Origin of the sequence: Roseibium sp., from assembly GCF_048261595.1 — a bacterium.
In the GTDB taxonomy this organism is placed as follows: Bacteria; Pseudomonadota; Alphaproteobacteria; order Rhizobiales; family Stappiaceae; genus Roseibium.
Genome location: NZ_JBLXFW010000001.1, coordinates 715477 through 739776, shown reverse-complemented (window position 1 = coordinate 739776; position 24300 = coordinate 715477). Strand labels below are relative to the sequence as shown.

At 60.3% G+C, this 24300-nt stretch carries 25 protein-coding genes; 16 read left to right on the top strand and 9 right to left on the bottom strand.

Annotated elements, in window-relative coordinates; translation table 11 throughout:
* The first annotated feature begins 85 nt into the window (after window positions 1–85).
* Window positions 86–733 (top strand): glutathione S-transferase family protein, encoded by a 648-nt coding sequence (locus tag ACN0SY_RS03255; RefSeq protein ID WP_417684399.1) that lies wholly within the window; start codon window positions 86–88, stop codon window positions 731–733.
* Window positions 734–746: 13 nt separating this feature from the next.
* Here ACN0SY_RS03255 and glp read toward each other — a convergent pair whose 3' ends face one another.
* The 9 genes from glp to ACN0SY_RS03210 all read right to left on the bottom strand — a co-directional run bounded on the left by glp (window position 747) and on the right by ACN0SY_RS03210 (window position 9622).
* Window positions 747–2009 carry a gephyrin-like molybdotransferase Glp gene (gene glp, locus ACN0SY_RS03250; RefSeq protein WP_417684397.1) on the bottom strand — a complete coding sequence of 421 codons (1263 nt, stop codon included), beginning with the start codon at window positions 2007–2009 and terminating at the stop codon, window positions 747–749.
* A complete protein-coding gene (gene mobB, locus ACN0SY_RS03245; protein ID WP_417684395.1) occupies window positions 2002–2523 on the bottom strand; it encodes a molybdopterin-guanine dinucleotide biosynthesis protein B in 522 nt (173 codons plus the stop codon). The genes glp and mobB overlap by 8 nt, the downstream gene beginning before the upstream one ends.
* Entirely contained in the window at window positions 2520–3170 is a 651-nt protein-coding gene (gene mobA, locus ACN0SY_RS03240) for a molybdenum cofactor guanylyltransferase MobA (protein ID WP_417684393.1), read from the bottom strand. Before mobA ends, mobB begins: the two co-directional genes overlap by 4 nt.
* The gene (gene fdhD, locus ACN0SY_RS03235) at window positions 3167–4045 is read right to left on the bottom strand and encodes a formate dehydrogenase accessory sulfurtransferase FdhD (RefSeq protein WP_417684391.1); all 879 of its coding nucleotides are present in this window, start codon (window positions 4043–4045) and stop codon (window positions 3167–3169) included. The genes mobA and fdhD overlap by 4 nt, the downstream gene beginning before the upstream one ends.
* 107 nt (window positions 4046–4152) lie before the next feature.
* Window positions 4153–5325 (bottom strand): benzoate/H(+) symporter BenE family transporter, encoded by a 1173-nt coding sequence (locus ACN0SY_RS03230; RefSeq protein WP_417685861.1) that lies wholly within the window; start codon window positions 5323–5325, stop codon window positions 4153–4155.
* Between the two features lie 123 nt (window positions 5326–5448).
* Complete coding sequence (locus ACN0SY_RS03225) at window positions 5449–5907, bottom strand: BLUF domain-containing protein (RefSeq protein ID WP_417684389.1); 459 nt, start codon at window positions 5905–5907, stop codon at window positions 5449–5451.
* Between the two features lie 193 nt (window positions 5908–6100).
* Window positions 6101–6697, bottom strand: a complete 597-nt coding sequence (locus ACN0SY_RS03220) for a GNAT family N-acetyltransferase (protein WP_417684387.1) — start codon at window positions 6695–6697, stop codon at window positions 6101–6103.
* A 43-nt stretch (window positions 6698–6740) separates the two neighbouring features.
* Window positions 6741–7418 (bottom strand): SDR family oxidoreductase, encoded by a 678-nt coding sequence (locus ACN0SY_RS03215; protein ID WP_417684385.1) that lies wholly within the window; start codon window positions 7416–7418, stop codon window positions 6741–6743.
* 224 nt (window positions 7419–7642) lie between these two features.
* The gene (locus tag ACN0SY_RS03210; RefSeq protein WP_417684383.1) at window positions 7643–9622 is read right to left on the bottom strand and encodes a bifunctional 2',3'-cyclic-nucleotide 2'-phosphodiesterase/3'-nucleotidase; all 1980 of its coding nucleotides are present in this window, start codon (window positions 9620–9622) and stop codon (window positions 7643–7645) included.
* A 306-nt stretch (window positions 9623–9928) separates the two neighbouring features.
* On the opposite strand from ACN0SY_RS03210, the gene apbC reads away from it, so the two are divergent.
* From apbC to ACN0SY_RS03135, 15 genes are all read left to right on the top strand, one after another.
* The gene (gene apbC, locus ACN0SY_RS03205) at window positions 9929–11119 is read left to right on the top strand and encodes an iron-sulfur cluster carrier protein ApbC (RefSeq protein WP_417684381.1); all 1191 of its coding nucleotides are present in this window, start codon (window positions 9929–9931) and stop codon (window positions 11117–11119) included.
* 559 nt (window positions 11120–11678) lie between these two features.
* Window positions 11679–12287, top strand: coding sequence for a TorD/DmsD family molecular chaperone (locus ACN0SY_RS03200; protein WP_417684379.1), 609 nt, complete (start codon window positions 11679–11681; stop codon window positions 12285–12287).
* Window positions 12288–12380: 93 nt separating this feature from the next.
* Entirely contained in the window at window positions 12381–12572 is a 192-nt protein-coding gene (locus ACN0SY_RS03195; RefSeq protein ID WP_417684378.1) for a twin-arginine translocation signal domain-containing protein, read from the top strand.
* Between the two features lie 91 nt (window positions 12573–12663).
* Complete coding sequence (locus ACN0SY_RS03190) at window positions 12664–15561, top strand: formate dehydrogenase subunit alpha (RefSeq protein ID WP_417684376.1); 2898 nt, start codon at window positions 12664–12666, stop codon at window positions 15559–15561.
* Between the two features lie 14 nt (window positions 15562–15575).
* On the top strand, window positions 15576–16175 hold the full coding sequence (fdh3B, locus tag ACN0SY_RS03185) for a formate dehydrogenase FDH3 subunit beta (protein ID WP_417684375.1): 600 nt from the start codon (window positions 15576–15578) through the stop codon (window positions 16173–16175).
* An 88-nt stretch (window positions 16176–16263) separates the two neighbouring features.
* Window positions 16264–16470 (top strand): hypothetical protein, encoded by a 207-nt coding sequence (locus ACN0SY_RS03180; protein WP_417684374.1) that lies wholly within the window; start codon window positions 16264–16266, stop codon window positions 16468–16470.
* Window positions 16471–16600: 130 nt separating this feature from the next.
* Window positions 16601–17749, top strand: a complete 1149-nt coding sequence (locus tag ACN0SY_RS03175) for a formate dehydrogenase subunit gamma (protein ID WP_417684372.1) — start codon at window positions 16601–16603, stop codon at window positions 17747–17749.
* 24 nt (window positions 17750–17773) lie between these two features.
* Window positions 17774–19153: a c-type cytochrome gene (locus tag ACN0SY_RS03170; protein WP_417684370.1), complete on the top strand. Its 1380-nt coding sequence runs from the start codon at window positions 17774–17776 to the stop codon at window positions 19151–19153.
* A gap of 26 nt (window positions 19154–19179) precedes the next feature.
* Window positions 19180–19314 (top strand): hypothetical protein, encoded by a 135-nt coding sequence (locus ACN0SY_RS03165; protein WP_417684368.1) that lies wholly within the window; start codon window positions 19180–19182, stop codon window positions 19312–19314.
* Between the two features lie 212 nt (window positions 19315–19526).
* On the top strand, window positions 19527–19718 hold the full coding sequence (locus tag ACN0SY_RS03160; protein WP_417684366.1) for a DUF6494 family protein: 192 nt from the start codon (window positions 19527–19529) through the stop codon (window positions 19716–19718).
* 32 nt (window positions 19719–19750) lie between these two features.
* Window positions 19751–20518, top strand: a complete 768-nt coding sequence (locus ACN0SY_RS03155; RefSeq protein ID WP_417684364.1) for a biotin/lipoate--protein ligase family protein — start codon at window positions 19751–19753, stop codon at window positions 20516–20518.
* Between the two features lie 23 nt (window positions 20519–20541).
* Window positions 20542–21036, top strand: coding sequence for a DUF6505 family protein (locus ACN0SY_RS03150; protein WP_417684362.1), 495 nt, complete (start codon window positions 20542–20544; stop codon window positions 21034–21036).
* The gene (locus ACN0SY_RS03145) at window positions 21036–22049 is read left to right on the top strand and encodes a DUF6352 family protein (RefSeq protein WP_417684360.1); all 1014 of its coding nucleotides are present in this window, start codon (window positions 21036–21038) and stop codon (window positions 22047–22049) included. Before ACN0SY_RS03150 ends, ACN0SY_RS03145 begins: the two co-directional genes overlap by 1 nt.
* 35 nt (window positions 22050–22084) lie before the next feature.
* Complete coding sequence (locus tag ACN0SY_RS03140) at window positions 22085–22969, top strand: DMT family transporter (RefSeq protein ID WP_417684358.1); 885 nt, start codon at window positions 22085–22087, stop codon at window positions 22967–22969.
* 83 nt (window positions 22970–23052) lie between these two features.
* Window positions 23053–24288 carry a multidrug effflux MFS transporter gene (locus tag ACN0SY_RS03135; RefSeq protein ID WP_417684356.1) on the top strand — a complete coding sequence of 412 codons (1236 nt, stop codon included), beginning with the start codon at window positions 23053–23055 and terminating at the stop codon, window positions 24286–24288.
* Window positions 24289–24300: the final 12 nt, after the last annotated feature.

The window sequence follows — 24300 nt, the reverse complement described above, 5'->3', positions numbered from 1 at the left end:
TCCCGGCTCCTAATCATGATGGACCTTGCCCGAAGGCAGATGTTGCCCGGCAGGATTGTCTGCACCTCGCGAACAGGAGCGAACGATGTCGGAGCTGGAACTGGTCATCGGAAACAAGAACTATTCATCCTGGTCGCTGCGGCCATGGATTGCCATGACGCAGGCCGGAATCCCGTTTACCGAAACCGTCATTCCGTTCGACTTCGCCAACGGCAACATGGAAATCCGCAAGGTTTCGCCAAGCGCCAAGGTGCCCTTGTTGAAAGCGGGAGATCTGCTGGTCTGGGAAAGCCTTGCGATCCTGGAGTATATCGCCGAGCGTTTTCCCGAAGCCGGTCTTTGGCCGGCCGAGGCCGGGGCGCGGGCACGGGCTCGCAGCGTTTCAACGGAGATGGCGTCCGGTTTCTCGGCCCTGCGCGCCGAATGCCCGATGAACATGCGAAGGACACCGTCGTCCATTGCGATGAGCGAAGCTGCTCAGGCCGATGTCGCCCGCATCGTCGATATCTGGCGGGATTGCCTGTCACGCTCGGGCGGTCCGTTTCTGTTCGGCTCGTTCTCGATTGCTGACGCAATGTACGCACCAGTCGTCAGCCGGTTCGAGACCTATCAGCTCACCGGCAATCTCGATGCTCTGGCCTATATGGCGCGTGTGACCGCATTGCCTGCCTGGAAGGCATGGCGTCAGGCGGGCGATGCCGAACCGTGGGTCGTTGCCGCTAGCGAAATCTGACGTTGGTTTTCGGTCAGAACGGCAGGAAGTCGACGAGGCTACCCCGTTCGACCGAAGTGGCCTCTTCCGGGATCTCGATAAGGCCATCCGCCTCCCGCAGACCGGTGATAAGGCCCGATCCGTCCCGCTCGAACTTGCGTACCAGAGTACGCCCGGCTTCATCGGTCACCAGCGTTCCACGGTAGAATTCGCGGCGATCCGGCTTCTTCTTCGGGACCTCAAAATCGGCAGGAACCTGATAGCGCAGCGGCTCAATGAAACCGCCACCGCCAAGAGCGCTAATTACCGGCCGTCCATAGAGCAGGAAGCACACCATCGCGGCGACCGGGTTGCCCGGCAGGCCGAGGAAGACGCAATCTCCGATCTGACCAAACATCATCGGGCGGCCCGGCTTGATCGCAAGCTGCCACATGTGCCGGCTGCCGAGCCGATCAAGGCTGGTCAGCATATGGTCTTCTTCGCCCCGGCTGGCGCCACCGGTTGTCAGGATCACATCCGCGCGCTGACTGACGTCTGCGAGGGTCCTTTCAACCACCTCTGCCCGATCCGGAAGGACACCCAGATCTTCGATATCGACCGGAAGGGCTTCGGCCAGTCCACGCAAGAGATAGTGATTGGAATCATAGACTTCGCCGGCCTTTAGCTCAGTCCCCGGTCGCCGGATCTCGTCACCGGTCGAAACGATCGCAATGCGAAGGTTCCGGTAGACCTCGATCTCCGCCAGGCCGGTGGAGGCAATGGCGGCACCATCCTGGGGGCGAAGGCGCTGGCCAGGAGACAGAATGATGTCACCCTTGGCGACGTCTTCGCCTGCCTTCCGGCGGTTGGCGCCGCGCTTCAGTCCACTTGGCACGATGACGAAGGACTGGCCGTCCTGCTGATGGGTTTCGCAGTCCTCCTGCATCGCAACGGTATCGGCACCTTCGGGCATGATCGCGCCGGTGAAGATGCGGGCCGCCGCCCATGGCCCTAAGGGCGCATCGCTCGGGTGTCCGGCAGCTATACGCTGTTCAAGCCGGAAGAAGCCGCCTGCCTCGTCATGGTCGCCATGGCGGAAGGCGTAACCGTCGACCGCGGAATTGTCGGATTGGGGTACATTTCTCGGCGCGGTGACATCCTGCGCAAGTATCCGTCCTCCAGCATCTGCCAGCGAAATGGTTTGCGTGTCTGCGATGCATGAAATCCGTTCCTTGAGGATGGCCAGCGCCTCGTGGTGGCGCAAGCGGTCCTTGTCGTGCAGGAAGCAATCGTTCAGCAGGGGACGCGGATCAGGCATTCTTTTCCTTCAGGCCGGAGACCTTCTCGACGAAATCGGCGATTGCCGGAATGTCGTCAAGATCAAACACCGGCAGTGTTTCATCGGAGATAGGGTGATCTGCAGCAATCGCTACTATGGCAGGATCCTCCTCCGAGAGCGGCGCACGGTTTCGGCTTTCCAGGCGACGTGCCTCGATCTTCGGATGGCTCTCGCGCTTGTAGCCTTCGATAATGACCAGATCGCACGGCGCAAGGCGTTCAAGAATGGCCTCCAGCGGCGGTTCTTTTTCCTCGCGCAATTCATGCATGAGGGCCCATCGGCGGCCGGAAACAAGCGCCACCTCACCAGCTCCGGCCTGTCGGTGCCGGTAGCTGTCGGTGCCTTCCTTGTCGATGTCGAAATGGTGATGGGCATGCTTGACCGTCGAGATGCGGTAGCCCCGGCGGGTCAGTTCCTCCACCAGTCTCACGACCAGAAGGGTCTTGCCGGAATTCTTCCAGCCGGTGACACCAAATACCCGGTTCCTGCTCATTCCGATGCCTTTTTCACGGCGGAGCGGGCGACATTCAGGTCGTCGGGCCGGTTGGCGTTGAAGAAGGGGTCCAGACCGGTGTCCGGATCGTCGCCAAAGGGAACTTCGATGCTGTCGTGGCGGTCCGTCCAGGCCAGAACCTTTCCGGACTGTCCGCTGGCAAGCCAATCTTGAAGGTCGTCCAGAAGGGCTACGGGCCACAATCCGAAAACCGGATGCAACCGTTCATGGGAGGTTGCCATCGCGATCACTGCGTGATCCGCGGGGACGGCCGCGCAGAGTTTCTCAACAAGGTCCCTCGGAAAGAAGGGCGTGTCGCCAGCAATCGAGACGACATGGGTCACTGACGGGCAGTGCTCTCTGGCATAGGTCATCCCCGCCAGGATCCCGGCAAGGGGCCCTGCGAACCCATCGACCGTATCGGCAACGGTGGGCAGGCCATAGTCGGCAAAGCGCTCCGGGTCGCCGTTTGCGTTGATCACGATGTTTTTGGTCTGCGGGCGCAGGCGATCGAGAATGTGGGCAAGCATGGGCTTGTCGCCGATGTCGATCAGCGTCTTGTCTCCGCCGCCCATCCGGCGGGATTGTCCGCCAGCCAGCACGCACGCGAGAACGTTTTCGACCGGAATCCGGGGTGCCTGGGTCATTCTGCGGCAAAGCTCCCCTTGCGCCTGGCGCGTTCAGGCTCCTCGTCGGCCGTGCCCGGGTCCATGTCGTACGTTATGCGTTCCTGCCCGGCCAGCGCCACGAAGCGCTTGCCTCTGGCGCGGCCGATCAGGGTCAGTCCGGCCTGTCGGGCCAGTTCCACGCCCCAGGCTGTGAAGCCCGAGCGGGAAACGAGGATCGGAATGCCCATCATGACGGTCTTGATGACCATTTCGGAGGTCAGACGGCCTGTGGTGTAGAAGATCTTGTCGTCTGGCGAAACATTGTTGAGCGTCATCCAGCCGGCGATTTTGTCGACCGCGTTGTGGCGTCCGACGTCTTCCATGTAGACCAGCGGCTTGTCGCCCTGGCACAGGACACAGCCGTGAATGGCGCCTGCCTCCAGGTAGAGCGATGGCGTCGTATTGATGGCCTTGGTCAAAGCGTAGAGCCAGGATGTCTTCAGTTCAGCTGAAGCAGGCAGCTCGATCTCCTCGAAACTGTCCATTACGTCGCCAAAGATCGTGCCCTGGGCACAGCCGGACGTGCGGACCTTCTTCTTCAGCTTTTCCTCGTAGTTGGTCTCGCGCTCCGTGCGCACGACCACCACTTCCAGATCGTCGTCATAGTCGATGCCGGTGATGACGTCGTCATCGCGCAGCATGTTCTGGTTCTTCAGGTAGCCGACGGCGAGCAGATCCGGATGGTCGCCGATCGTCATCATGGTGACGACTTCCTGCGAATTCAGAAAGAGGGTCAGCGCCTTCTCATGGACGACTTTGGTCGTCACCGGATTTCCGTCCTGATCGATGCCGTCCACCTCGGTGGACAGGCCTGTCGCAAGTGGATCCGGGCGCAGGATGTAACTGTCAGTCAAGAAACGACTCCGTAGAACTTCGCCTCAATTTATGGGAGCCCAAGATTGGAGCGCAAGGGGCGCAGGGCCTCCTGTGCCGCATGAATGTCCGGATCCACCGATGATCGTCAGGCGGGTTTGCCACGCCAGCTCTGCAGTGCCATGAAACCGCCGCCTGCGATCAGTCCCCAGAATGCGCCTGAAATCCCGAAGAAACTGAGGCCGGAAGCGGTAACAAGGAAGGTGATTACGGCCGCCTCGCGCGTGTCGGCATCCTTTGTCGCGCCGATGATCGCACCCGACAGAGCCCCGATCAGGGCAAGCCCGGCAACGGCTTCGATCAGCACTGGAGGCGCGATCGAGATGAAGGCGGTTGCGGTGCCGGCCAATAGCCCGAATACCAGGTAGAACGCGCCGCAGATCGTCGAGGCCCAATATCGCCGCGTCCGGTCGGGTTCGGCATCCTCGTTTGCACACATGGCCGCGGTGATTGCCGCCAGATTGACGGCGTGGCCGCCGAAGGGCGCGGCGAGAAGACTGAAGAAACCGGTGAGCGAGAAAAGGCGCCCTCCGTCCGGGCGATAGTCGTTCACGGCAAGGACGGCCATTCCGGGGATGTTCTGCGACGCCATGGTCACGATGAAAAGCGGGAGGCCGATCCCAATGGCGGCGCCAGGCGTAAAGTCCGGCATGACGAAAACGGGCTTCGTCAGACCTGCTATGCCCTGGAACTGGGCAGGGTCGCTCGTCAGGTAGATGAGGATAGCCGTGGTCGCGACTGCAATGGGAACAGCGAACAAGCGCTTGAAGCGAAACGCCACCGCCCATACGGCGATGATCGTCAGGGCCTCGAGCGGAAAGGTACCGACGGCCTTGGCCGGGGCAAGGCATAGTCCGAACAGAACGCCCGCCAGCATCGCGTTGGCAAGGGGAAGCGGGATTGCCGCCACCGCCCGGCCGAGCGGCCGGAACAGGCCGGCAAGGATAATCAGCAATGCGCAGACGATGAAGGCGCCTACAGCTGCCGGGAACCCGCCTTCAACTGCTCCGCCTGTCGCCAGCAACGCTGCACCAGGCGTGGACCAGGCCATGCTGATCGGCATGCGTGTCACCAGTGAGGCAAGGATTGCGGCAAGTCCCTGTGCGATACACAAGGCCATCAGTCCGCTTGCTGCCTGCTCGGGAGTTGCTCCGACAGCGCTGAGGCCATGTACCACGACGGCAAATGAACTGGCGGAGCCAACGATGGCCGCAAGAATGCCTGCGGACGCCGCCTGAAGAGAAGGGTAGGGAGTTGCCATGAAAAGAAAGTCGCAGAACAACGGAAGGGCATCGTACTGTGACGGAAGTCCGCTACCCATGCAATCGCCCGGGGGCGCCGCGCTACAATTCTTTTATAAAATTCGCTTTGCGTGGATCCGGATTTACGAGCCGGTCGCGCGTATGTCGCTCGAGGGATCCATGAGGTGCGCCACATTGCTCAGGATTACCATGGCCTCGGCATAGCTCAGATTACCCTGGGATTCGGCAATGGCGTCGCCTATTTCAGAGATCAATGCGTCGTACGGAACCGCGTATTCGGAAAAGCCCATCCAGTTCTCGGGAAACTTTCGCCTCTCCAGGGAGCCTTCGCTCAGAACGTTGATTGCGCGATGCCGGGGGTCGTTGCAAATGCGTTTGAAGGTGGCGCACACCGCCTCTTTGGGACCTTCGAGCACCTGGAAGAAAAAGTCATGTGTAAAGAGAAGGCAGCCAGTGACCTTTGCAGCGGAATTGTTCCTGCGGGCAGAGGCAAGGATATGTTCTACCTCGTCGCTGCGTTCATCCGGATTCAGTTCCGAAGATGTTTCGCTTCTGTAGCAAAGATAATAAAGGTCGCTCATCTATACCCCTCGCGAGGCGATTGGTGCGGTAACAAGATCTGTGCGCTACAGACTCGTCAGGGTATCTAAATAATATCTGAACAAATCGACGGTGCTACGATGAAAAAAGCGGAGCAAGACGAGTATTATTGGTAATGATGACAATAGGAGTGGAATAAAGATCTGGGCCTTGCGTAATTCCGGTGACGTTTAATCAGCTGCGCGGCTTTTCCATTTGCCATTCCAGATTTGCCCGAACAGCCGGCCACTCGCTCGCGATGATCGAGTAGACGACGGTGTCGCGCAGGGATCCGTCTTCCATCAGCTGATGAGAACGCAATATGCCATCGAGCTTTGCCCCCAGCCGTTCGATCGCGGCACGGCTGGGACGATTCATGAAGTGGGTCCGGAATTCGACGGCAATGCAACCGAGCTCTTCGAAAGCGTGTCTGAGCAGCAGCAGCTTGCACTCGGTGTTGAAGGGGGAACGTTGAACGGCTTTCCGGTACCAGGTTGATCCGATCTCCAAACGCCGGTTGAGCGCATCGATGTTCATGTAGGTTGTCATGCCGACAGCCTTGCCGCTCGACTTGCCGACAATGGCAAAGGGCAGCATGGAGCCGTCCTTTTGGAGACCAAGTCGCCGCTCGATTTCTGCCGGAACCGACTTGGGGTGTGGAACGCTCGTGAACCAGAGCTTGTAGATCTCTCCGTCCTCGGCAGCCTTTGCCAGGTCCTCGGCGTGATCCTGCGAAAGCGGCACGAGGCGGACGAATTTCCCCTGAGTGGAGAATGGGTTTGGCCAGCACATGAAGGGCGCCCTTGGAACGAATCTTTGATCTTGGAGCGAAAGACTAGAATGCTCGCTCGTCGCCCGTCCACTTGAAGAACTTTCCCGTGTGGGTAAGTGACAGGTTTTCCGCGACTTTGAGTATGCCACGCGCGACCTCTGCCGGCTCAAGGTCTGCTGCTTTCCCACCCATGTCGGTCCTGACCCATCCCGGATCGATCAGGGCCACCGGAATGCCGTCCGCTTGAAGGTCCGTCGCAAGGCCTTGCATCACCTTGTTGACCGCAGCCTTCGACGCCCGGTAGGCGATCCGGTCCGAGGCGCCGTAGCCCATCCACGACATCTGGCTGGAAACGGTCAGGATGCGCCCGGTCCTTGCTCTGCGAAGCGCGGGCAGAAACGCCTGTGCGATGGCCAGTGGTGCCAGCGTATTGACCGCAAGCGTTTCAGCGAAGCCATCGAAATCCATATCCAGCGTCGACTGTCGGTCAGGGCCGATGATGCCTGCATTGTTGATGAGAATGTCGAGTGGACCATCCACCCGTCTGGAGCCTTCCGCGATCTCCGCCCTGTTGCAGACGTCGAACACGAGGGCCTTCAATCCCGGCAGGCTTGCGGCCATGTCGTGAGCCTTGCCTTGAGTTCTTGCCGAGCCGTAGACGGTCCAGCCTTTTTCGAGCGCAGCCCGGGCGAGTTCAAAACCTATGCCGCGGTTGGCGCCGGTAATCAGGATGGTCGTCATGGAAATGTCCTGTCAGGATAGAATGATGGTCAGCGGAGTGATGAAAACCCGCGTGCTGGTCGGCTGCATGTCAGCGATCTGAGATGTGCGATTCAGATGCGGTTCGAAAACTACGTCAAGGGATGGGCAAGTTCATCCGACGAAGCGTTGCAGCGCGTTATACGCGGGAGCGGGACAGCGTGGCAGCAGGGCCGCCACGCAGATGGATGCCTCAGACTAATTCGTCAGAGCGTTATGCGGTAGCGGGCGAATCCTTCCTCACCGTCGCCGGCGGGCTCGATCGCAACGCCCTTGACCGAAGCCGCATGTTCCTTGCCGCCTGGGCCGGTGTCGAACAGGACCGTCGTGTCAGACATTGGCTTGAAGGTCCAGTTCGCGTCCGCGGATGGGTTGATCGTGCCCTGATCTACGATGTAACGCACCAGGACGTCGCGGTTGGTGTCGGGTCCGACGAACACCACGACATCATCGGTGATGCCAGGGAAATTGCCGCCGCCGCCCGCCCGGTAATTGTTGGTGGCCACGATGAACTTGGCATCCGGGGCGATCGGCTCGCCGTTGAACTTCAGATCCGTGATCCGGTTGGCGTCCGGATTGATGAGGTCACCCTTGGGGCCGTATTTCGAGGGTTGGCTCAGGTCGATCTGATACGTCACCCCATCAATGACGTCGAAATTGTAGCTTGGGAAAGCCGGGTCGATGAGCGGTGCGTCCTTTGCACCGGGCTCGACCTGCTGGAAGATCCCGGCTGAGCGTTCCAGCCAGTCCTTCACCGTTGCACCGGAAATGGCGACCGCCCGTACGGTGTTCGGATAGAGGTAAAGGTCGGCTACATTCTTGATTGCAACGGCTCCAACCGGGACGTCGGTGTAGTACTGGGGTCCACCGCGCCCGCCTGCCTTGAAGGGAGCCGCTGCGGACAGGACCGGCAATCCTTCCCATTCCGTTCCCTTCATCATCTGCTCGATGTACCAGGTCTGTGCCTGGGAGACGATCTGCACACTCGGATCGTCGGCGACGAGGGCGAAGTAGGAATGCAGCGGTGCTGAGGTCTCCCCGACCGGGCGGCGAACATAGGCCAGCGTCGCCTCGTGGTCTTCCTTGACCGCGTCGAGCACGTCCTGCTGGCTTTCCACCAGCGGAGTAACGTTCCGGCCGTCCTTTTCATAGATGGAGCGGGCTTCGGTCGTGAAGCCGGCAACGCGCCAGGAATTGCCGTCGCGCTCGATCATCAGGTCGATGACACCAAGATGCGAGCCCCAGAACCCGCCCATGGCTGCCGGTTTCCCGAAGAGCGTGCCCTGATCGACGTCGACACCCGGCAACCCCGCGTAGGCCGGTCCCGGGAAAACGAGATGCTGGTGACCGGTAAAGACGGCGTCGATGCCCTCGACGCCTGCCAGGTGCAGCGATGCGTTCTCCATCCCTTCCGAATAGTCGTTGGCATCGATGCCGGAGTGGGAGAGAGCAATAATCAGGTCGCACCCCTGTTCCTTCATTTCCGGTACGAAGGCCTTGGCCGACTGCACTATGTCGCGAGCGCTGGCCTTGCCCTCCAGGTGCCGGCGATCCCAGTTCATGATCTGGGGCGGAACAAAACCGATGAAGCCGATCTTGATCGGATAGGTCTTGCCCGCGCCGTCAGTCACCGTCTTGTCCACGATGACATAGGGGTTGAGCATCAGGCTGTCGTTGCGCGCGCTCGTGGCAAGGGATCCGGATGCAAGGTTGGCACAGACAACGGGGAAGTTTGCGCCGGCCAGCACCTTCATCATGAAATCGAGGCCGTAGTTGAACTCGTGGTTTCCGAGTGTCCCGGCATCGAAGCCAAGGACGTTCATGCCCTTGATGACCGGATGCAGGTCACCTTCCTTCATACCGCGTTCATAGGCAACGAAATCGCCCATCGGGTTGCCCTGCAAAAAGTCGCCGTTGTCGACGAGCACGGAATTTGTCGCCTCGTCCCGGATATTCCGGATCAGGGTTGCCGTTCGGGCAAGGCCTGCCGTGTCGACCGGTTTGTCGCTGTAGTAGTCGTAAGGCATGACGTGGACGTGCAGGTCCGTCGTCTCCATCAGTCGCAAATGCGCCGAGCCTTCCTTTGCCAACAGGGAGAAGGGATGCATGGCAGCGATGAAGCCGGTGGCGGCCGCGCCCGTTAACAGCGTGCGGCGGGACATTGCGGTGGTCGAAAACAGGGACATGACACGACTCCTGAACTGGAAGGGGGATTTCACAAAAGATGTAAAGGCAAGCAGAAACCGGTAATCGCATCAGAAGCATGACAGTCTCCACAGATGCTGTCATCCGAAAGTTGAATGGCAAGAGAGTGCACGTTGCCCAAGCCCGCTCTCATTGGGTTTGACGGCGGCGCGGCTGGCTGGGGGCAACTTCCCGGAAACAGACTTGCGACCGCGGTGGCAATTGACGCCGTGCTGTCTGTGACTACGTTAGGCCGGGAACGTGGCTGGTTTCGCACCGGCCGGACGCGAGTTCAGAAAGAGCAATTAATGAGCGAAGCAATAAGGAAAGCTGTGCTTGAGCGGCTGTCGAAGGTGAAGGGGCCGAATCTTGAGGGAGATCTCGTCTCGCTTGGCCTTGTATCGGACGTCTTCGTATCCGATGGCCGGGTTGCCTTCTCCATCACGGTCCCCGCTGAACGGGCCCAGCAGCTGGAGCCGCTCCGGCAGGCTGCTGAAAAGGTCGTTCTTGAGGTGGATGGCGTCGAAAAGGCAATGGTCGCACTGACCGCAGAACGGGCACCTGGAAGCGCCAATAGCCAATCTGCCGCTCCCGTGCGTCCTGCTCCCAGCAAGGCGCAGATCGGTGCGGTTCCTCCGCCGATGCAGGCACGGGCTGGCGCCCAGCCGGCGGAGCAGCCGGGGCAAAAGCCCGGCGTTCCTGGAGTGAAGTCCATCATAGCCGTTGCATCCGGCAAGGGTGGGGTGGGCAAGTCCACCACCACGGCAAACCTCGCACTGGCTTTGCAGGCCAATGGCTTGAAGGTCGGCGTTCTGGATGCAGATATCTACGGCCCGTCCGTGCCGCGCCTTTTCAATGTGGCCGGTCGTCCGGAGCCTGTAACAGGTCGTATTCTCAAGCCGCTCGAGGGCTATGGGGTCAAGGTCATGTCCATGGGCTTCATGGTCGCGGAGGAAACTCCGATGATCTGGCGCGGACCGATGGTTATCTCGGCACTGACCCAGATGCTTCGCGAAGTCGCCTGGGGCGAACTGGATGTCCTGGTGGTCGACATGCCTCCGGGGACGGGGGATGCGCAGCTGACCATGGCACAGCAGGTCCCGCTCGCCGGGGCGGTGATTGTTTCGACGCCGCAGGATCTCGCACTGATCGATGCTCGCAAGGGACTGAACATGTTCCGCCGGGTCGACGTTCCAGTTCTCGGCATCGTCGAGAACATGAGCTATTTCCTGTGCCCGGATTGTGGCGGCAGGCACGACATTTTCGGTCATGGCGGGGCACGGGCAGAGGCCGAAAAGCTCGGCGTCCCGTTCCTCGGTGAGGTCCCGCTCGACATGCAGATCCGTGAGACTTCCGATGCCGGCACGCCGGTCGTGGTGTCCGACCCGGATGGATCTCATTCGAAGATCTACCGCGATATTGCGCGAAAGGTCATGGCGGAAGTGGCCCGTTTCGAAGGCGAAGGCGAGCGCACGGCTCCCAGGATTGTTTTCGAATAAGCACGAGCGCAATGACGTCAACATGAGGGCCGGGCTGAGCGATCAGTCCGGCTTTTATGATTATTAGGATCAACTTTTTTATCGCTGAACAACTCTTTTTCGAAAATGTTTTTGTGCGCTGCAGCAATGCCGTCGTCCCGACGCCAAGAACCAATCTTTCCTCTCGGACTTGGTAGATATCGCAGGGGAATGTTTTTCCGGATTCGCGGGTCTGCGTGTGTATGATAACGCATTGAATATAAACAACAATATTGATATTGTTCTACGCGTGTTCGGCTGGTGAAACATGCATCAAAAGGTCATGTTTTGTGATGTGCGGCACGTCTGGAAGTGCTCATTGGAATATCAGGGCAATTTTGAATCGGCGAATGAAATGGTGGGAAAATGCCGCGACGCAGCAAGAAGTGATAAATTATGCAATTTCATGTTCTAAATTCAAGATATGCAAAAATTTGGCGAAAAAAACGCATTAAACAGGGTGATGTGCAGCGCAAAACTAATTTCATTTGCGACTGTAGAGGGTTCGGCGCACTCTTCTGCATTGAGGGAGAATGACTAGATGTCGAATTTGACGTCGATGAGAGATGAGATTTCGCCTGAGGACGCGGATCGGGCGGTCATGTACGGGTTCCTTGGGCGCATGCTTCAGGCTGCTCCGAGTGACGATGACCTTGCCGTGCTGCGCAGCCTGAGTGCTGACGATACGCCCATGGGCTTGCTGCTGGGCGAGATTTCCGCATCTGCGCGAGATGTCGCGGCGGTTGATCTTGCGCGCGACTACCACGATCTTTTTATCGGTCTCGGGCGCGGCGAATTCGTGCCGTTCGGTTCCTATTATCTCACAGGTTTTCTGCATGAGAAGCCGCTGGCCGAATTGCGTGCCAGCATGGCTGGTTTCGGCATCGAGCGCGCTGAAGGTGTGTCTGAGCCGGAAGATCATATCGCTGCGCTCATGCAGATGATGGAGGGCTTGATCCTGGGCGAGTTTGGCCAGGTCGCGAGCCTTGACGAGCAGAAGCAGTTTTTCACTGCGCACATCGGTTCCTGGGCGGGTCATTTCTTCAAGGATCTGGCCGCATCGGGAACAAGCCGCTTCTATTCAGCGGTCGGTGCCCTAGGTGAACAATTCATGGCGGTGGAGGCCGAGGCCTTCGCCATGGCGCAATAGCCGGGACGCTGGAGAGCGCTCGGCAGGTTCGGATCAGTCGCCTCGCAAGTGAGAGGGCAGGGCGGCGGTGAGGACGAAAGCTGGAGAGGAACGATGACCGACAAGAAGACACAGGATGTTGCCGATCGGCGCAATTTCCTGAAGCTGGCCGGCCTGGGCACGATCGCAAGCGGTGCGACCATCGTGGGCGGCTCAGCTCAGGCTGTTGAAGCGGATCTGGAATCTGCGACCGGATATCGGGAAACCGATCACGTGAAAAAGGTCTACGAGACCGCACGCTTCTAAGCCAATCATTTCCGGACCTCGTGACGCGACGAGGCGCCGGAGCGGACTGGGGCGGGTTTGCCGGCTTCTGTCCGATTGAGGGAGAGACAGTATGCTCAGGAAAAAGACAAGTGGAGTCGCGCGGCGCGGCCGGCTTTCCTCTGCTCTTGCCGACTTTGGATCGGCAACCATGGACCGCAGAACGTTTCTGCGCAGGTCCGGTGTGGCAGCAGGCGGCCTTGCGGCCGTAACCGCAGCCTCCGGCGGAATGGTTCAAAAGGCCCAGGCCCAGGCAGCAGCCGTTGGCAAGGTCGATATCAAGAAGTCCGTTTGTACCCATTGCTCCGTCGGTTGTACGGTGCTTGCAGAGGTCAAGGACGGCGTTTGGGTGGGTCAGGAACCTGGCTTCGACAGCCCGTTCAACCTCGGCTCCCATTGCGCCAAGGGCGCATCCGTGCGTGAGCACGCCCATGGCGAGCGCCGCCTCAAGTACCCGACCAAGCTGGTCAACGGGAAGTGGGAGCGCATCTCCTGGGAACAGGCGATCAACGAGCTTGGCGACAAGATGAACTCTGTTCGCGACGAATTCGGTCCGGACAGCGTCTACTGGCTCGGTTCGGCAAAGCATTCGAACGAGCAGGCCTATCTGATGCGCAAGTTCGCTGCCTTCTTCGGCACGAACAACGTCGATCACCAGGCGCGTATCTGTCACTCGACCACGGTTGCAGGTGTTGCGAACACCTGGGGCTACGGCGCGATGACGAACTCGTACAACGACATTCACAATTCCCGCGCCATCTTCATCATCGGCGGCAACCCGGCTGAAGCTCACCCGGTTTCCCTGCTGCACGTGCTGAAGGCCAAGGAAGAGAACAACGCACCGCTGATCGTCTGCGATCCGCGCTTCACCCGTACGGCGGCCCACGCCAGCGAGTACGTGCGCTTCCGTCCGGGTGCGGACGTTGCCCTGATCTGGGGTATTCTCTGGCACATCTTCGAAAATGGCTGGGAAGACAAGGAATTCATCCGCCAGCGTGTCTGGGGCATGGATGAGATCAAGGCCGAGGTTGCGAAGTGGAACCCTGAGGAAACCGAACGCGTTACCGGCGTTCCGGGCTCCCAGCTCCATCGCGTTGCCCGTACGCTGGCCAACAACCGTCCGGGCACCGTCATCTGGTGCATGGGCGGCACGCAGCACACCAACGGCAACAATAACACCCGCGCCTACTGCGTCCTTCAGCTTGCCCTCGGCAACATGGGCAAGGCCGGCGGCGGCACCAACATCTTCCGCGGCCACGACAACGTTCAGGGCGCGACCGACCTCGGCGTTCTGGCAGATACCCTGCCGGGCTACTACGGTCTGGCCGACGGCTCCTGGGCACATTGGGCACGCGTCTGGGATGTGAACATCGACTATATCCGCGGCCGCTTCGCCACCATGAAGGGTGCCGACGGCAAGGACGTTCCGATGATCAACGAAAAGGGCATTCCGGTGTCCCGTTGGATCGACGGTGTTCTGGAAGACGAAGACAAGCTGCAGCAGCCGCACAACACCAAGGTCATGGTGTTCTGGGGCCATGCTCCGAACTCGCAGACCCGTCTGCCCGACATGAAGGTCGCCATGGAGAAGCTCGACACGCTCGTCGTGATCGATCCTTATCCGACCTTCTCGGCAGTCCTGTCCGACCGCAAGGACGGCGTCTACCTGCTGCCGGCAGCGACCCAGTTCGAAACCTACGGTTCCGTTACGGCGTCCAACCGCTCCCTGCAGTGGCGCGAGAAAGTCGTCGAGCCGCTCTTCGAGAGCAAGCCGGACCATACGATCATGTACATGCTCGCCAAGAAGCTCGGCTTCGCGGACGAGATGTTCAAGAACATCAAGGTCGAGAACGACGAACCGCTCGTCGAGGACGTCACTCGCGAGTTCAACAAGGGCATGTGGACCATCGGCTACACCGGCCAGTCGCCGGAGCGCCTGAAGCTTCACATGGAAAACCAGCACACCTTCGACCGCACCACCTTGCGTGCGCTCGGCGGACCGGCTGACGGAGACTTCTACGGTCTGCCGTGGCCGTGCTGGGGAACGGCGGAAATGGGCCATCCCGGTTCTGCCAACCTTTATGACACGTCCCTTCCGGTCGCCGAAGGCGGCATGGGCTTCCGTGCCCGCTATGGTGTCGAGCGCAACGGCGACAACCTGCTCGCTGAAGGCTCCTATCCGGTCGGGTCGGAGATCGAGGACGGTTATCCCGAGTTCACCATGGCCATGCTCAAGAGCCTTGGCTGGGATGGTGACCTGACCGACGAAGAACGTGCTTCCATCGAAGCCGTCGCCGGTGACAAGACCAACTGGAAGACCGACCTTTCCGGCGGTATCCAGCGCGTCGCCATCAAGCATGGCTGTTCGCCTTACGGCAACGCCAAGGCCCGTGCGGTCGTGTGGACCTTCCCGGATCCGGTGCCGCTGCACCGCGAACCGCTCTACACCAACCGCCGCGACCTGCTCGAGCAGTATGCGACCTACGAGGACAAGACTTTCTGGCGTGTTCCGACCGCCTACAAGTCGATCCAGGAGAACGATTTCTCCAAGGACTTCCCGATGATCCTGACCTCGGGCCGTCTGGTCGAATACGAGGGCGGTGGCGACGAAACACGGTCGAACCCGTGGCTTGCCGAGCTGCAGCAGGACATGTTCATCGAGGTCAATCCGGCCGACGCCAACGACCTTGGTGTTCGCGACGGGGAAATGGTCTGGGTGCACGGTCCGGAAGGCGGCAAGGTCAAGGTCATGGCCATGCTCACCGAGCGTGTCGGCCGCGGCGTAACCTTCATGCCGTTCCACTTCGGCGGTCACTTCCAGGGTGAGGACCTTCGGTCCAAGTACCCGGCAGGTGCTGATCCGTACGTCCTTGGTGAAGCGACCAACACGGCGCAGACCTACGGCTACGACAGCGTGACCCAGATGCAGGAAACAAAGGCAACTCTTTGCCGCATCGAGCGTGTGGCTTAAGGGAGGAAAAACTCATGGCACGTATGAAATTCCTCTGTGACGCTGAACGCTGCATCGAGTGCAACGCCTGCGTTACCGCATGTAAGAACGAGCACGAGGTGCCCTGGGGCATCAACCGCCGCCGCGTTGTCACGATCAACGACGGCAAGCCGGGCGAACGGTCGATTTCCGTCGCCTGCATGCACTGCTCCGACGCACCCTGCATGGCAGTGTGCCCGGTGGATTGCTTCTACCAGTCCGATGAGGGCGTGGTGCTGCACTCCAAGGATCTTTGCATCGGCTGCGGTTATTGCTTCTACGCATGCCCCTTCGGCGCTCCGCAGTACCCGCAGGTCGGCAACTTCGGCTCGCGCGGCAAGATGGACAAGTGCACCTTCTGTGCCGGTGGTCCGGAAGCCGACAACTCGTCTGCCGAGTTCCAGAAGTACGGTCGCAACCGTCTGGCGGAAGGCAAGCTGCCGCTTTGTGCGGAAATGTGCTCCACCAAGGCTCTCCTGGCCGGTGACGGTGACGTTGTCTCCGCCATCTACCGCGAGCGCGTGGTTGCCCGTGGCTTCGGCTCCGGCGCATGGGGCTGGGGCACCGCCTACGACCAGAAGGCCGGCAACTTCTAAGCTGCGGTCAATGATCTGAAGACTTGTAGGACGGAGGCAGCTGGCTGGCTGTCTCCGTTCTCTGCCTTGAAACATCGGGAAGGCATTGATGACCAGCACCAGAATGAAGCGGCCGGCGACAGCGCTCCTGGCCCTATGTGTGATGGGACTAACGGCTCTGACGGGATGCCGTGAATCTGAAGAGAACAGGGTGATCAAGCTGGAGAAGGGCGAATACGCCGGTCCGCAGGACACCGCCCTGAGCGAAGATCAGCGCCGCGAATTGCGCGCGCGGGGCATGAACCAGAAATACTGATCGGGTAACCGATCCCCATCCGCAGCCGCTGTTTCGCACTCTTTGCAGCAGGCCGCGGTTTCGAACATTAAGCCGGCATCAGGCCGGATTGCCGCGGCAGGGGCGGCGAACGTTTTCTCAGGAGGATCCGATGGACGGGAACCGGATTAAGACATTCGACCTCAACGCCCTCTGGCGGGCGGTCGCGCTTGTGGGCTTTCTGCTGGCGATAGTGCTGGCCTTGCCGGGGCATGGCAACGCGCAGCAGGGGCTGGCGCCCAAGGCCGTGCAGAGCGAAGCGCCGACAGGTGGTGCGGTTCCCGGTGAAGCTCTTGGCTTGACCTCGGACACTGACTACTGGCGTGCGGTCCGAAGCGGCGTTCAGGGAAACGTTTCCATCCCGGACAAGAAGGCTGGAACGCTGATCCAGTCCGAAGGCGAAGCCTGGCGCTCGATCCGCAACGGTCCGCTGTCGCTTTATGCCAGCTGGGCGCTTTTGGGTACGATCGTGCTTCTCGGGCTGTTTTATGCCATTCGCGGCCGCATCCGTATCGAGCATGGCCCGTCCGACAAGACCATCACGCGCTTCAAGGCTGTCGAACGTTTCGGCCACTGGATGCTGGCGGTATCCTTCATCATCCTCGGTCTCACCGGCCTCAACGTGCTCTATGGACGTTATGTGCTCAAGCCGCTGATCGGTGACGGCGCCTTCGGTTTCATCACACAGGTCGGCAAGTACCTTCACAACTACCTGGCATTCGCCTTCATGGCAGGTCTGGTCATGATCTTCGTGATGTGGGTGAAGCACAACCTGCCTGACCGCACCGACGTCAAGTGGCTGTTGCAGGCTGGCGGCCTGTTCTCGAAGAACCTTCATCCGCCCGCGAAGAAGTTCAACGCTGGTCAGAAACTCATTTTCTGGTCCGTGATCATCGGTGGCTTCTCGCTGTCCCTTTCTGGTTGGGCGCTGATGTTCCCCTTCACGACCCACTTCTTCGCCGGCACTTTTGGCAAGATCAACATGCTCTTCGGGACCGAGCTTCCGACGGTCCTCTCGGTTCTTCAGGAGCAGCAGCTGAACCAGCTGTGGCACACCGTGATGGCGATCTTCATGGTCTGCGTTATCCTGGCCCACATCTATATCGGTTCGCTCGGCATGGAAGGCGCCTTCGATGCCATGGGAACAGGCGAAGTCGATTTGAACTGGGCCAAGGAACACCATTCGCTTTGGGTCGAGGAGCACCAGGGCGATATTCATCAGGGCTCTGGCGACCGCGGAACTCCGCAACCCGCAGAATAGGTCTGTCCAATGTCGGAAGCGCGAATGCGCAGCCGTGCGAAACTGCTGGCATGTGCGCTGGGGGCGCTGACCCTCGCGCACGGTGTCAGCCTCGCACGGGCCGAATGGCCTGAGGCGCTCGTCGGTCACGGAGGGCCGGTCAAGTCTGTCGATCTCGACGCAAGCGGCGAACGTCTTCTGTCGACCTCCTTTGATTACACTGCGTTGTTGTGGCGTGAACCGGGCGCACATGGTGCGCCGGGCGCGCCCCTGCGCCTGACAGGACATAATGCTGCGGTCAACGACGTCCGATTCCTGCCGGGAGGTCGTGCCGCGACCGTTTCAGACGACAGCGATCTGATCATCTGGGACCTCGAGACTGGCAAGGAACTCCGTCGCTATCGTGGTCGGGGCGAAAAGGTGCTGAGCCTGGACGTGTCTCCCGACGGACGGTTCGTTGCGGTAGCTTCCTGGGAGAACGAAGCGCGGATCTACGACCTTGAGAGCGACGCACACGGAGCCCACGCGGTTCTGTCCACCCATCGTGGCAACGTGAACTCGGTTGCGTTCTCCGTCGACGGAACGGATCTTTTCACGGCGTCCTATGACGGCGGCGTTCGGCAATTCGATGTTCTGACCGGCACTTTGAAGCGCGAAATCATCAATTTCGGCTGGGGTGTCAACGTGCTGAAGGTGCTGCCGGACGGGGGCAGCCTGTTCTTCGGAGTTACAGATGGCAAGGTGGGCGTGCTCGATGTCGAGACCGGGACTGAGGTAAAGATCCTGCCGCCGCATACCCGTCCGATCTTGTCTCTTGCCCTTTCTCCAGACGGCAAGAGGGCCGCAAGTGGTGGCGGCGACGGTGTGATCAGGGTCTATGATGCCAAGGACTGGGAGTTGCTGGAGGAGTTCCAGAACCCGTACGGTCCAGTATGGGGACTGGCTTTCACGACCAATGCGAACGAGCTCTTCTATGTTGGGCTCGATGACGAGATACATCTCTGGCAGGTCGCGCCGCGCAAGCCGTTTGAGACGGTCGACGTGGAGTTTCCTCGCCGGTTCCAGGTGGCGAACACGGATGATCCGGGCGAGCTGCAGTTCGCCCGCAAGTGCTCCGTCTGCCATACTCTGAGCCCCGATGGAGGCAATAGGGCAGGGCCGACGCTTTACGGCGTGTTTGGCCGCAAGGCAGGTACGCTCCCGGGCTACCCCTATTCAAAGGCCCTTCTCGAGGCGGATTTCGTCTGGGATGAGAAAACCATCTCGGATCTCTTCGACTACGGCCCGGACGTGGTAACGCCGGGTTCCAAAATGCCGATCCAGAGACTGAAATCGGTCGAGGATCGCGATGCCCTGGTGGCATTCTTGAAACGCGCGACGGACCCGGATGGCGGTCCCGCAACAAACGGAGGAACAGCCCAATGAAGGCGTTCATTTCTGGAGTGCTTGGCATGGTCGTGATTAGTGTCGGTGCATGGTATGTGCTGACCGAGCAACTCGACTATTCCGCCATGACTGTAAACACCAGCCACAAGAACGACAGCGTGCGCCTCGATCCCGGCATGGCCGCGGAGCGAGATCACTAATTGAAACAATAGCCTGCGTGGGTTGATTGACTCAAACCCCCAAGGCTTTGAATCAATCTTTCAACGGCTTGAATCACATTGTCAGAACAACCGGTATCAGGAGAAGATACCGGACCTGTCCCCGATGACGAGCCGAGAGCAGACATATGACCTGACATCATGGGCGCTGCGACGTTCCACGGTCGGTCAACCAAAATGGAGCAACCTCTCTCATGAACAACGACACCTTCAACATGTCCATGCGCAAGTTCCTGAAGCAGGTTGGCGTCACCTCACAGCAGGCTATCGAGGAACACGTCCGCACCGCTGGGCTGACTTCCGGCCAGCTGAAGGCAAAGGTTACCCTGACCTTTGAAGGCTCCGACTTCGTCCATGAAGTCAACGGCAAGATCGATCTCGACTGAAACGTCGGTCAGCCCATCAGATGTCCGTGAACATGAACCAGCCATTGAATTTCGATCCTGCATTCCCGCCATTGCTGAGTGGCCGTCCGGTGCTGGAGCCTCATGATCCCTTCGAGGCGGCCGTCAGCGCAGCCGGGGCAGGCGAGGCGGAGGCCGGTGACCTGTTCTGGTCCTGCCAAACGCAAAACATCTCCTTCGCCATTGTGCTCGAGCCGGATGTCGAACGCCGGAGCGTTCAGGAGATGCTGTTTGTTCTGATGGTCTCGTGCGCCGATGCTCTGGGTGCAATCAGCCCGCCTGAACTGGCGATCACCTGGAATTGGCCCACGGCGATCTACGGCAACGGCGCAAGGCTGGGCGAAGCCCGTATGGTTGTCAGCCCGGAGGACGATGAAAACGGCGCTCCCGATTGGATGGTCGTCGGACTGAAGCTGGCCTTGAAGCCGGTCGACAGCGTGGAACCTGGCAAGACCCCGGGACGGACCACGCTGTGGGACGAGGGCGGAGTTGATGTCGAAGCCGTGCCGGCACTCGAATCGCTCTCGCGTCATTTCCTGACCTGGGTGCATCGATGGGAAACCGATGGTTTCAAACCGGTGCATGAGGCCTGGCTTTTCCGCTGTGACGGCTATCGCAAGGAGGTCGATACAGGATCGGTGACCGGCACCTTTGTCGGTCTCGACGACACGGGCAATCTGCTCCTGAAAACGGGCGGCGAGACCGCGGCCCTGCAACTCGTAGACTTCATCGCCAATGGCAACCTGGTCAGACCCCTGGCGGCTGTCGAAAAAGACGCCTGAGCGGCGCAAGGGAGCCACGCCTGATGCCGAGATTTCTTCGCGCGATCCGTTTCGATGCCTCAGATAGTCATGTCTTTCCGGCCGCCGCGCTCGAAAACGAATGGGCCATCCCTGGCAGCTTCGTTTTTGCTCTGGGGCGGTTCGGACCGCCTGCTGATCTGAGCGGCAAGGAGCGTCAGGCGCTGGTCAGCGGCTTTCTCGCGCTCGGCTCCTTCGGTTTCTCGACCATCGTCAGCGTCGCGGATGCGAGCGAAGAGCAGATCGCGGACTGCGAAGATGTTCTTGCAGAATATCTCGCGAGCAACGTCGGAGCCCCGAGCGAGGAGGCAGCCCGGGCGGCGGCGCGGGAGGAAATCGCCTTCGCGCGGGAGCTTGCCGAAGGGGCAGCTCTCAACACGTTGCTTGCCTTGAGCCGGGAAATCGGCGACGACGGTGAGCTCAAGGAAAGTTTTCACATCGTAACCCCGCCTGGAGACAAGCCGCATGCTCGGATCTGGGATGTGGTGGAGGAGCCCTGATGCGGCCATTCTGGAAGTCAGCCGGTTATCACCTTGTCGAGCGCGAAGCCAATGGCTGGCTGCGGGTCACGCCGGATCTGATACGGGCCTATCTGACTCGTCCGGAAATCCACCCGGTCGAGGAATCGTGCGAAGTCGAACACCGGCTGTTCGAACGGCTGATGACCGATCCTCTGACGCAGCTGACTGATGACGACCTGGCGCCGATGGCAGATCAGGACACTGTGGACAACTACCGCGTCGTGCTCGGGTTCCGTGATCATCTCGTGCGCCACAAGACCGTGGAGGGGGCCTATGCAGCCCTGTTCCGTGCCGGCTCGATCTCCATTCCCCCGGTCTTCATCGATCAGATGGTGCACCTGATCCTGCGCAATATTCTGCGCAATTGTCAGGATCCCCTGCGCCTGCGCGCCGCGGAACTGTTCTTCCGGGAGCAGGTCGTCACCTTGAGCGAAGGCGTAGTCACCATCGCCGACGCCGAGATCGTCGAAATGATGTCTGAAACCGGCGGGCTCGGCGGCTTGGGCGCGTTGCTGATGGAATCGGGCACCCCCATGCGCGAAGTGGCGCTGGATGTGCTGGGTGAGGAAAACGCGGAGATCTATTGGGACCGTTCCGACCGTTTCGATACCGCTCTCGACTTCCGGTTCACGCAGCCCGGGCCTGACGCCTTTGCCCGCGTGCTGGAAGACTGGGTACGCCACTTCGCCAAGGTGGATGTGCGCGTGCAGCCGGTGCAGAAGATCCGGGACGAACACTGGTCCTGGCATATCGGCCTTGATGCAGACGCCACCGCTATTCTGAATGCGCTCTACAATGAGGAAGGCCTGTCCGAGGCCGACAACCTGCGCATTCTCTGCCTGTTCCGCATGGACTTCGAACATCGCACCGACATGCGTTCCGATCTGCGCGGAAAGCCCGTCTGGCTCGGGCTCGCGATGTCGAAGGACAACAAGATCCGTATGAAACCGCAGAACCTTCTGGTGAACCTTCCACTGGCCTCAGGCAGCTGACGGACAAGGTGCAATGACGCCCGGGAGTGGGATCTGTGGACCTGCAGGACAACAAACGTGCAATTATCGCGATGCTGGTGGCAAATGGCGCCTTCATCATCAATGACGCTCTCGTCAAACTGGTTTCAGGCAGCTTGCCGCTTGGCCAGATCATCTTTTTACGCGGCCTAGTCACGATCTTTCTGATCGGCGGCGTCTGTGCTGCGACCGGCGTCTTCCGGTCCTTTCGGGTTCTGGCAAGCCCGAAGGTCGTCATCCGGACACTGGCCGAAGTCGTTGCAACCCTGCTTTATCTGAATGCCCTGACACGCATCCCGATCGCAAACGCGACGGCGATTTTGCAGGCGCTGCCGCTGGTGGTCACTGCTGCCGCGGCGATCTTTCTCGGCGCGCACGTCGGATGGCGGCGCTGGAGCGCGGTCGGTGTCGGTCTGATCGGTGTCCTTTTGATCGTCAGACCAGGTTTCGAGGGCTTCGATGCCTGGGCCCTGCTGGCACTCGCGGGTGTCTTCAGCATGGCCCTGCGGGATCTTGTGACCCGGCAGATGCCGCGCGAGATCCCGACCTTCGGTGTCAGCCTGGCAACCGCCATCGGCGTGACGGTCCTGGGTGGTGGCCTCATGACAACGCAAGGCTGGGAGCCGGTCGGCCTGCAGGAACTCGGGATCCTCTTTGCAGCTGCCGGCTTCGTGCTCTGCGGTTATATCTTCATCATTCTGGCCATGCGCTCAGGCGACATATCGGTGGTGGCGCCGTTCCGGTACTCGGCCGTCCTTTGGGCTCTCGGTCTCGGATATGCCTTCTGGGGAGAGATCCCCGACCTGATGACGATGGCGGGAACGTCGATTGTCGTCGCCACGGGTATCTACACGTTTGTCCGCGAACACCGTCAGGGTAGCTTGCGCCGCAGCGCCGGTTGATACGCGTGTGAGTCGCTTGCCATTACCCGAACTCAGCCGTACTCTGCCCGAACCCACCTTTTGAAGAGGCCAAAGTCGGCCAAATGCCAAGTCATATTTCGTCTGATCCGGCACAGCGGAAGGTGCCGTCTATTGCCGTCTTGATCGCAATTTCGACGGTCGCACCGGTGTCCATGAACGTTTACCTGCCATCGCTGGCGGGCATGGTCGATGCGTTCGAGACCACGACGGCACGCGTTCAGTTGACCATGTCGCTCTATTTCGCGGCCGTTGCGATTGCGCAGATCTTCGTCGGGCCCTTGTCCGACAGATATGGCCGCAGGCCCGTCGTTCTGGGCGGGCTGGTGATCTACATTCTCGGCAGCGCCCTTTGCCTCATGGCGCCGACCATCGAGATGCTCGTCCTGGCGCGCCTCGTCCAGGCAGTAGGCGCCTGTACCGGCATCGCACTGGGCCGGGCGATCGTTCGCGATCTCTATCACCGAGAAGAGGCTGCGAGCATGATCGGCTATGTCACCATGGGGATGACGGTCGGGCCGATGATCGGTCCGGTCATGGGCGGGATCCTGGATGCCAGCTATGGCTGGCAGGGGGGATTCTATCTGATGCTCGGTCTCGGTACGGTGGTATTGCTCGCCGCCTGGATCAATCTCCACGAGACCAATCACGACAAGAGGGCGAATGGAGGCCTGTCGGGCCTGTGGCGAAACTACCGCGCCCTTGCTGAGGTGCCGCTCTATTGGGCTTTTGCGCTCACAGCCATGTTCACCTCGTCCGTCTATTTCGCCTATCTGGGCGGTGCGCCCTACATCGCCGCAGACAAGCTGGGAATGACGCCGGCCGAGATGGGCGTTTACTTCATGATCGTGGCTGTCGGCTACATCATCGGCAATGGTATTGCCGGACGCGCCTCTGCCCGCCTCGGAGTCTTGCGGATGGTCCTGATAGGATCTGCCCTGCCCACCGTGGCCGTGATCTTTCTGATCATCGACATGTGGCTCGGGCTGTTCGGAACCAGTGCGCTCGCCCTGTTCGCCCCCATGTTCCTCGTCGGCCTCGGCAATGGTATCTGCCTGCCGAATGCGATTGCGGGTGCGGTCAGCGTCCGGCCGGATCTTGCTGGCGCTGCGTCCGGATTGAGCGGAAGTTTGCAGATTGGCCTTGGCGGCGCCACGAGCGCCCTGGTTGCCTGGATGTTGTCGGAAGCCATGTGGCCGGCAGCTGTCTGGCCCATGGCTCTTGTCATGGCCCTTTGCATCGTCGCTACCTGGGCGGGATGCATTGCCGCCTGGCGCTTCGAAAACCGCACAGACGCGTAACAAGCATGTGCC

What these genes read in the sequence shown, in the direction of transcription:
- ACN0SY_RS03255 (WP_417684399.1), top strand. Translation starts at nt 86, where the DNA reads ATGTCGGAGCTGGAACTGGTCATCGGAAACAAGAACTATTCATCCTGG.
- glp (WP_417684397.1), bottom strand. Translation starts at nt 2,009, where the DNA reads ATGCCTGATCCGCGTCCCCTGCTGAACGATTGCTTCCTGCACGACAAG.
- mobB (WP_417684395.1), bottom strand. Translation starts at nt 2,523, where the DNA reads ATGAGCAGGAACCGGGTATTTGGTGTCACCGGCTGGAAGAATTCCGGC.
- mobA (WP_417684393.1), bottom strand. Translation starts at nt 3,170, where the DNA reads ATGACCCAGGCACCCCGGATTCCGGTCGAAAACGTTCTCGCGTGCGTG.
- ACN0SY_RS03230 (WP_417685861.1), bottom strand. Translation starts at nt 5,325, where the DNA reads ATGGCAACTCCCTACCCTTCTCTTCAGGCGGCGTCCGCAGGCATTCTT.
- ACN0SY_RS03225 (WP_417684389.1), bottom strand. Translation starts at nt 5,907, where the DNA reads ATGAGCGACCTTTATTATCTTTGCTACAGAAGCGAAACATCTTCGGAA.
- ACN0SY_RS03220 (WP_417684387.1), bottom strand. Translation starts at nt 6,697, where the DNA reads ATGTGCTGGCCAAACCCATTCTCCACTCAGGGGAAATTCGTCCGCCTC.
- ACN0SY_RS03215 (WP_417684385.1), bottom strand. Translation starts at nt 7,418, where the DNA reads ATGACGACCATCCTGATTACCGGCGCCAACCGCGGCATAGGTTTTGAA.
- ACN0SY_RS03210 (WP_417684383.1), bottom strand. Translation starts at nt 9,622, where the DNA reads ATGTCCCTGTTTTCGACCACCGCAATGTCCCGCCGCACGCTGTTAACG.
- apbC (WP_417684381.1), top strand. Translation starts at nt 9,929, where the DNA reads ATGAGCGAAGCAATAAGGAAAGCTGTGCTTGAGCGGCTGTCGAAGGTG.
- ACN0SY_RS03200 (WP_417684379.1), top strand. Translation starts at nt 11,679, where the DNA reads ATGTCGAATTTGACGTCGATGAGAGATGAGATTTCGCCTGAGGACGCG.
- ACN0SY_RS03195 (WP_417684378.1), top strand. Translation starts at nt 12,381, where the DNA reads ATGACCGACAAGAAGACACAGGATGTTGCCGATCGGCGCAATTTCCTG.
- ACN0SY_RS03190 (WP_417684376.1), top strand. Translation starts at nt 12,664, where the DNA reads ATGCTCAGGAAAAAGACAAGTGGAGTCGCGCGGCGCGGCCGGCTTTCC.
- fdh3B (WP_417684375.1), top strand. Translation starts at nt 15,576, where the DNA reads ATGGCACGTATGAAATTCCTCTGTGACGCTGAACGCTGCATCGAGTGC.
- ACN0SY_RS03180 (WP_417684374.1), top strand. Translation starts at nt 16,264, where the DNA reads ATGACCAGCACCAGAATGAAGCGGCCGGCGACAGCGCTCCTGGCCCTA.
- ACN0SY_RS03175 (WP_417684372.1), top strand. Translation starts at nt 16,601, where the DNA reads ATGGACGGGAACCGGATTAAGACATTCGACCTCAACGCCCTCTGGCGG.
- ACN0SY_RS03170 (WP_417684370.1), top strand. Translation starts at nt 17,774, where the DNA reads ATGCGCAGCCGTGCGAAACTGCTGGCATGTGCGCTGGGGGCGCTGACC.
- ACN0SY_RS03165 (WP_417684368.1), top strand. Translation starts at nt 19,180, where the DNA reads ATGGTCGTGATTAGTGTCGGTGCATGGTATGTGCTGACCGAGCAACTC.
- ACN0SY_RS03160 (WP_417684366.1), top strand. Translation starts at nt 19,527, where the DNA reads ATGAACAACGACACCTTCAACATGTCCATGCGCAAGTTCCTGAAGCAG.
- ACN0SY_RS03155 (WP_417684364.1), top strand. Translation starts at nt 19,751, where the DNA reads ATGAACCAGCCATTGAATTTCGATCCTGCATTCCCGCCATTGCTGAGT.
- ACN0SY_RS03150 (WP_417684362.1), top strand. Translation starts at nt 20,542, where the DNA reads ATGCCGAGATTTCTTCGCGCGATCCGTTTCGATGCCTCAGATAGTCAT.
- ACN0SY_RS03145 (WP_417684360.1), top strand. Translation starts at nt 21,036, where the DNA reads ATGCGGCCATTCTGGAAGTCAGCCGGTTATCACCTTGTCGAGCGCGAA.
- ACN0SY_RS03135 (WP_417684356.1), top strand. Translation starts at nt 23,053, where the DNA reads ATGCCAAGTCATATTTCGTCTGATCCGGCACAGCGGAAGGTGCCGTCT.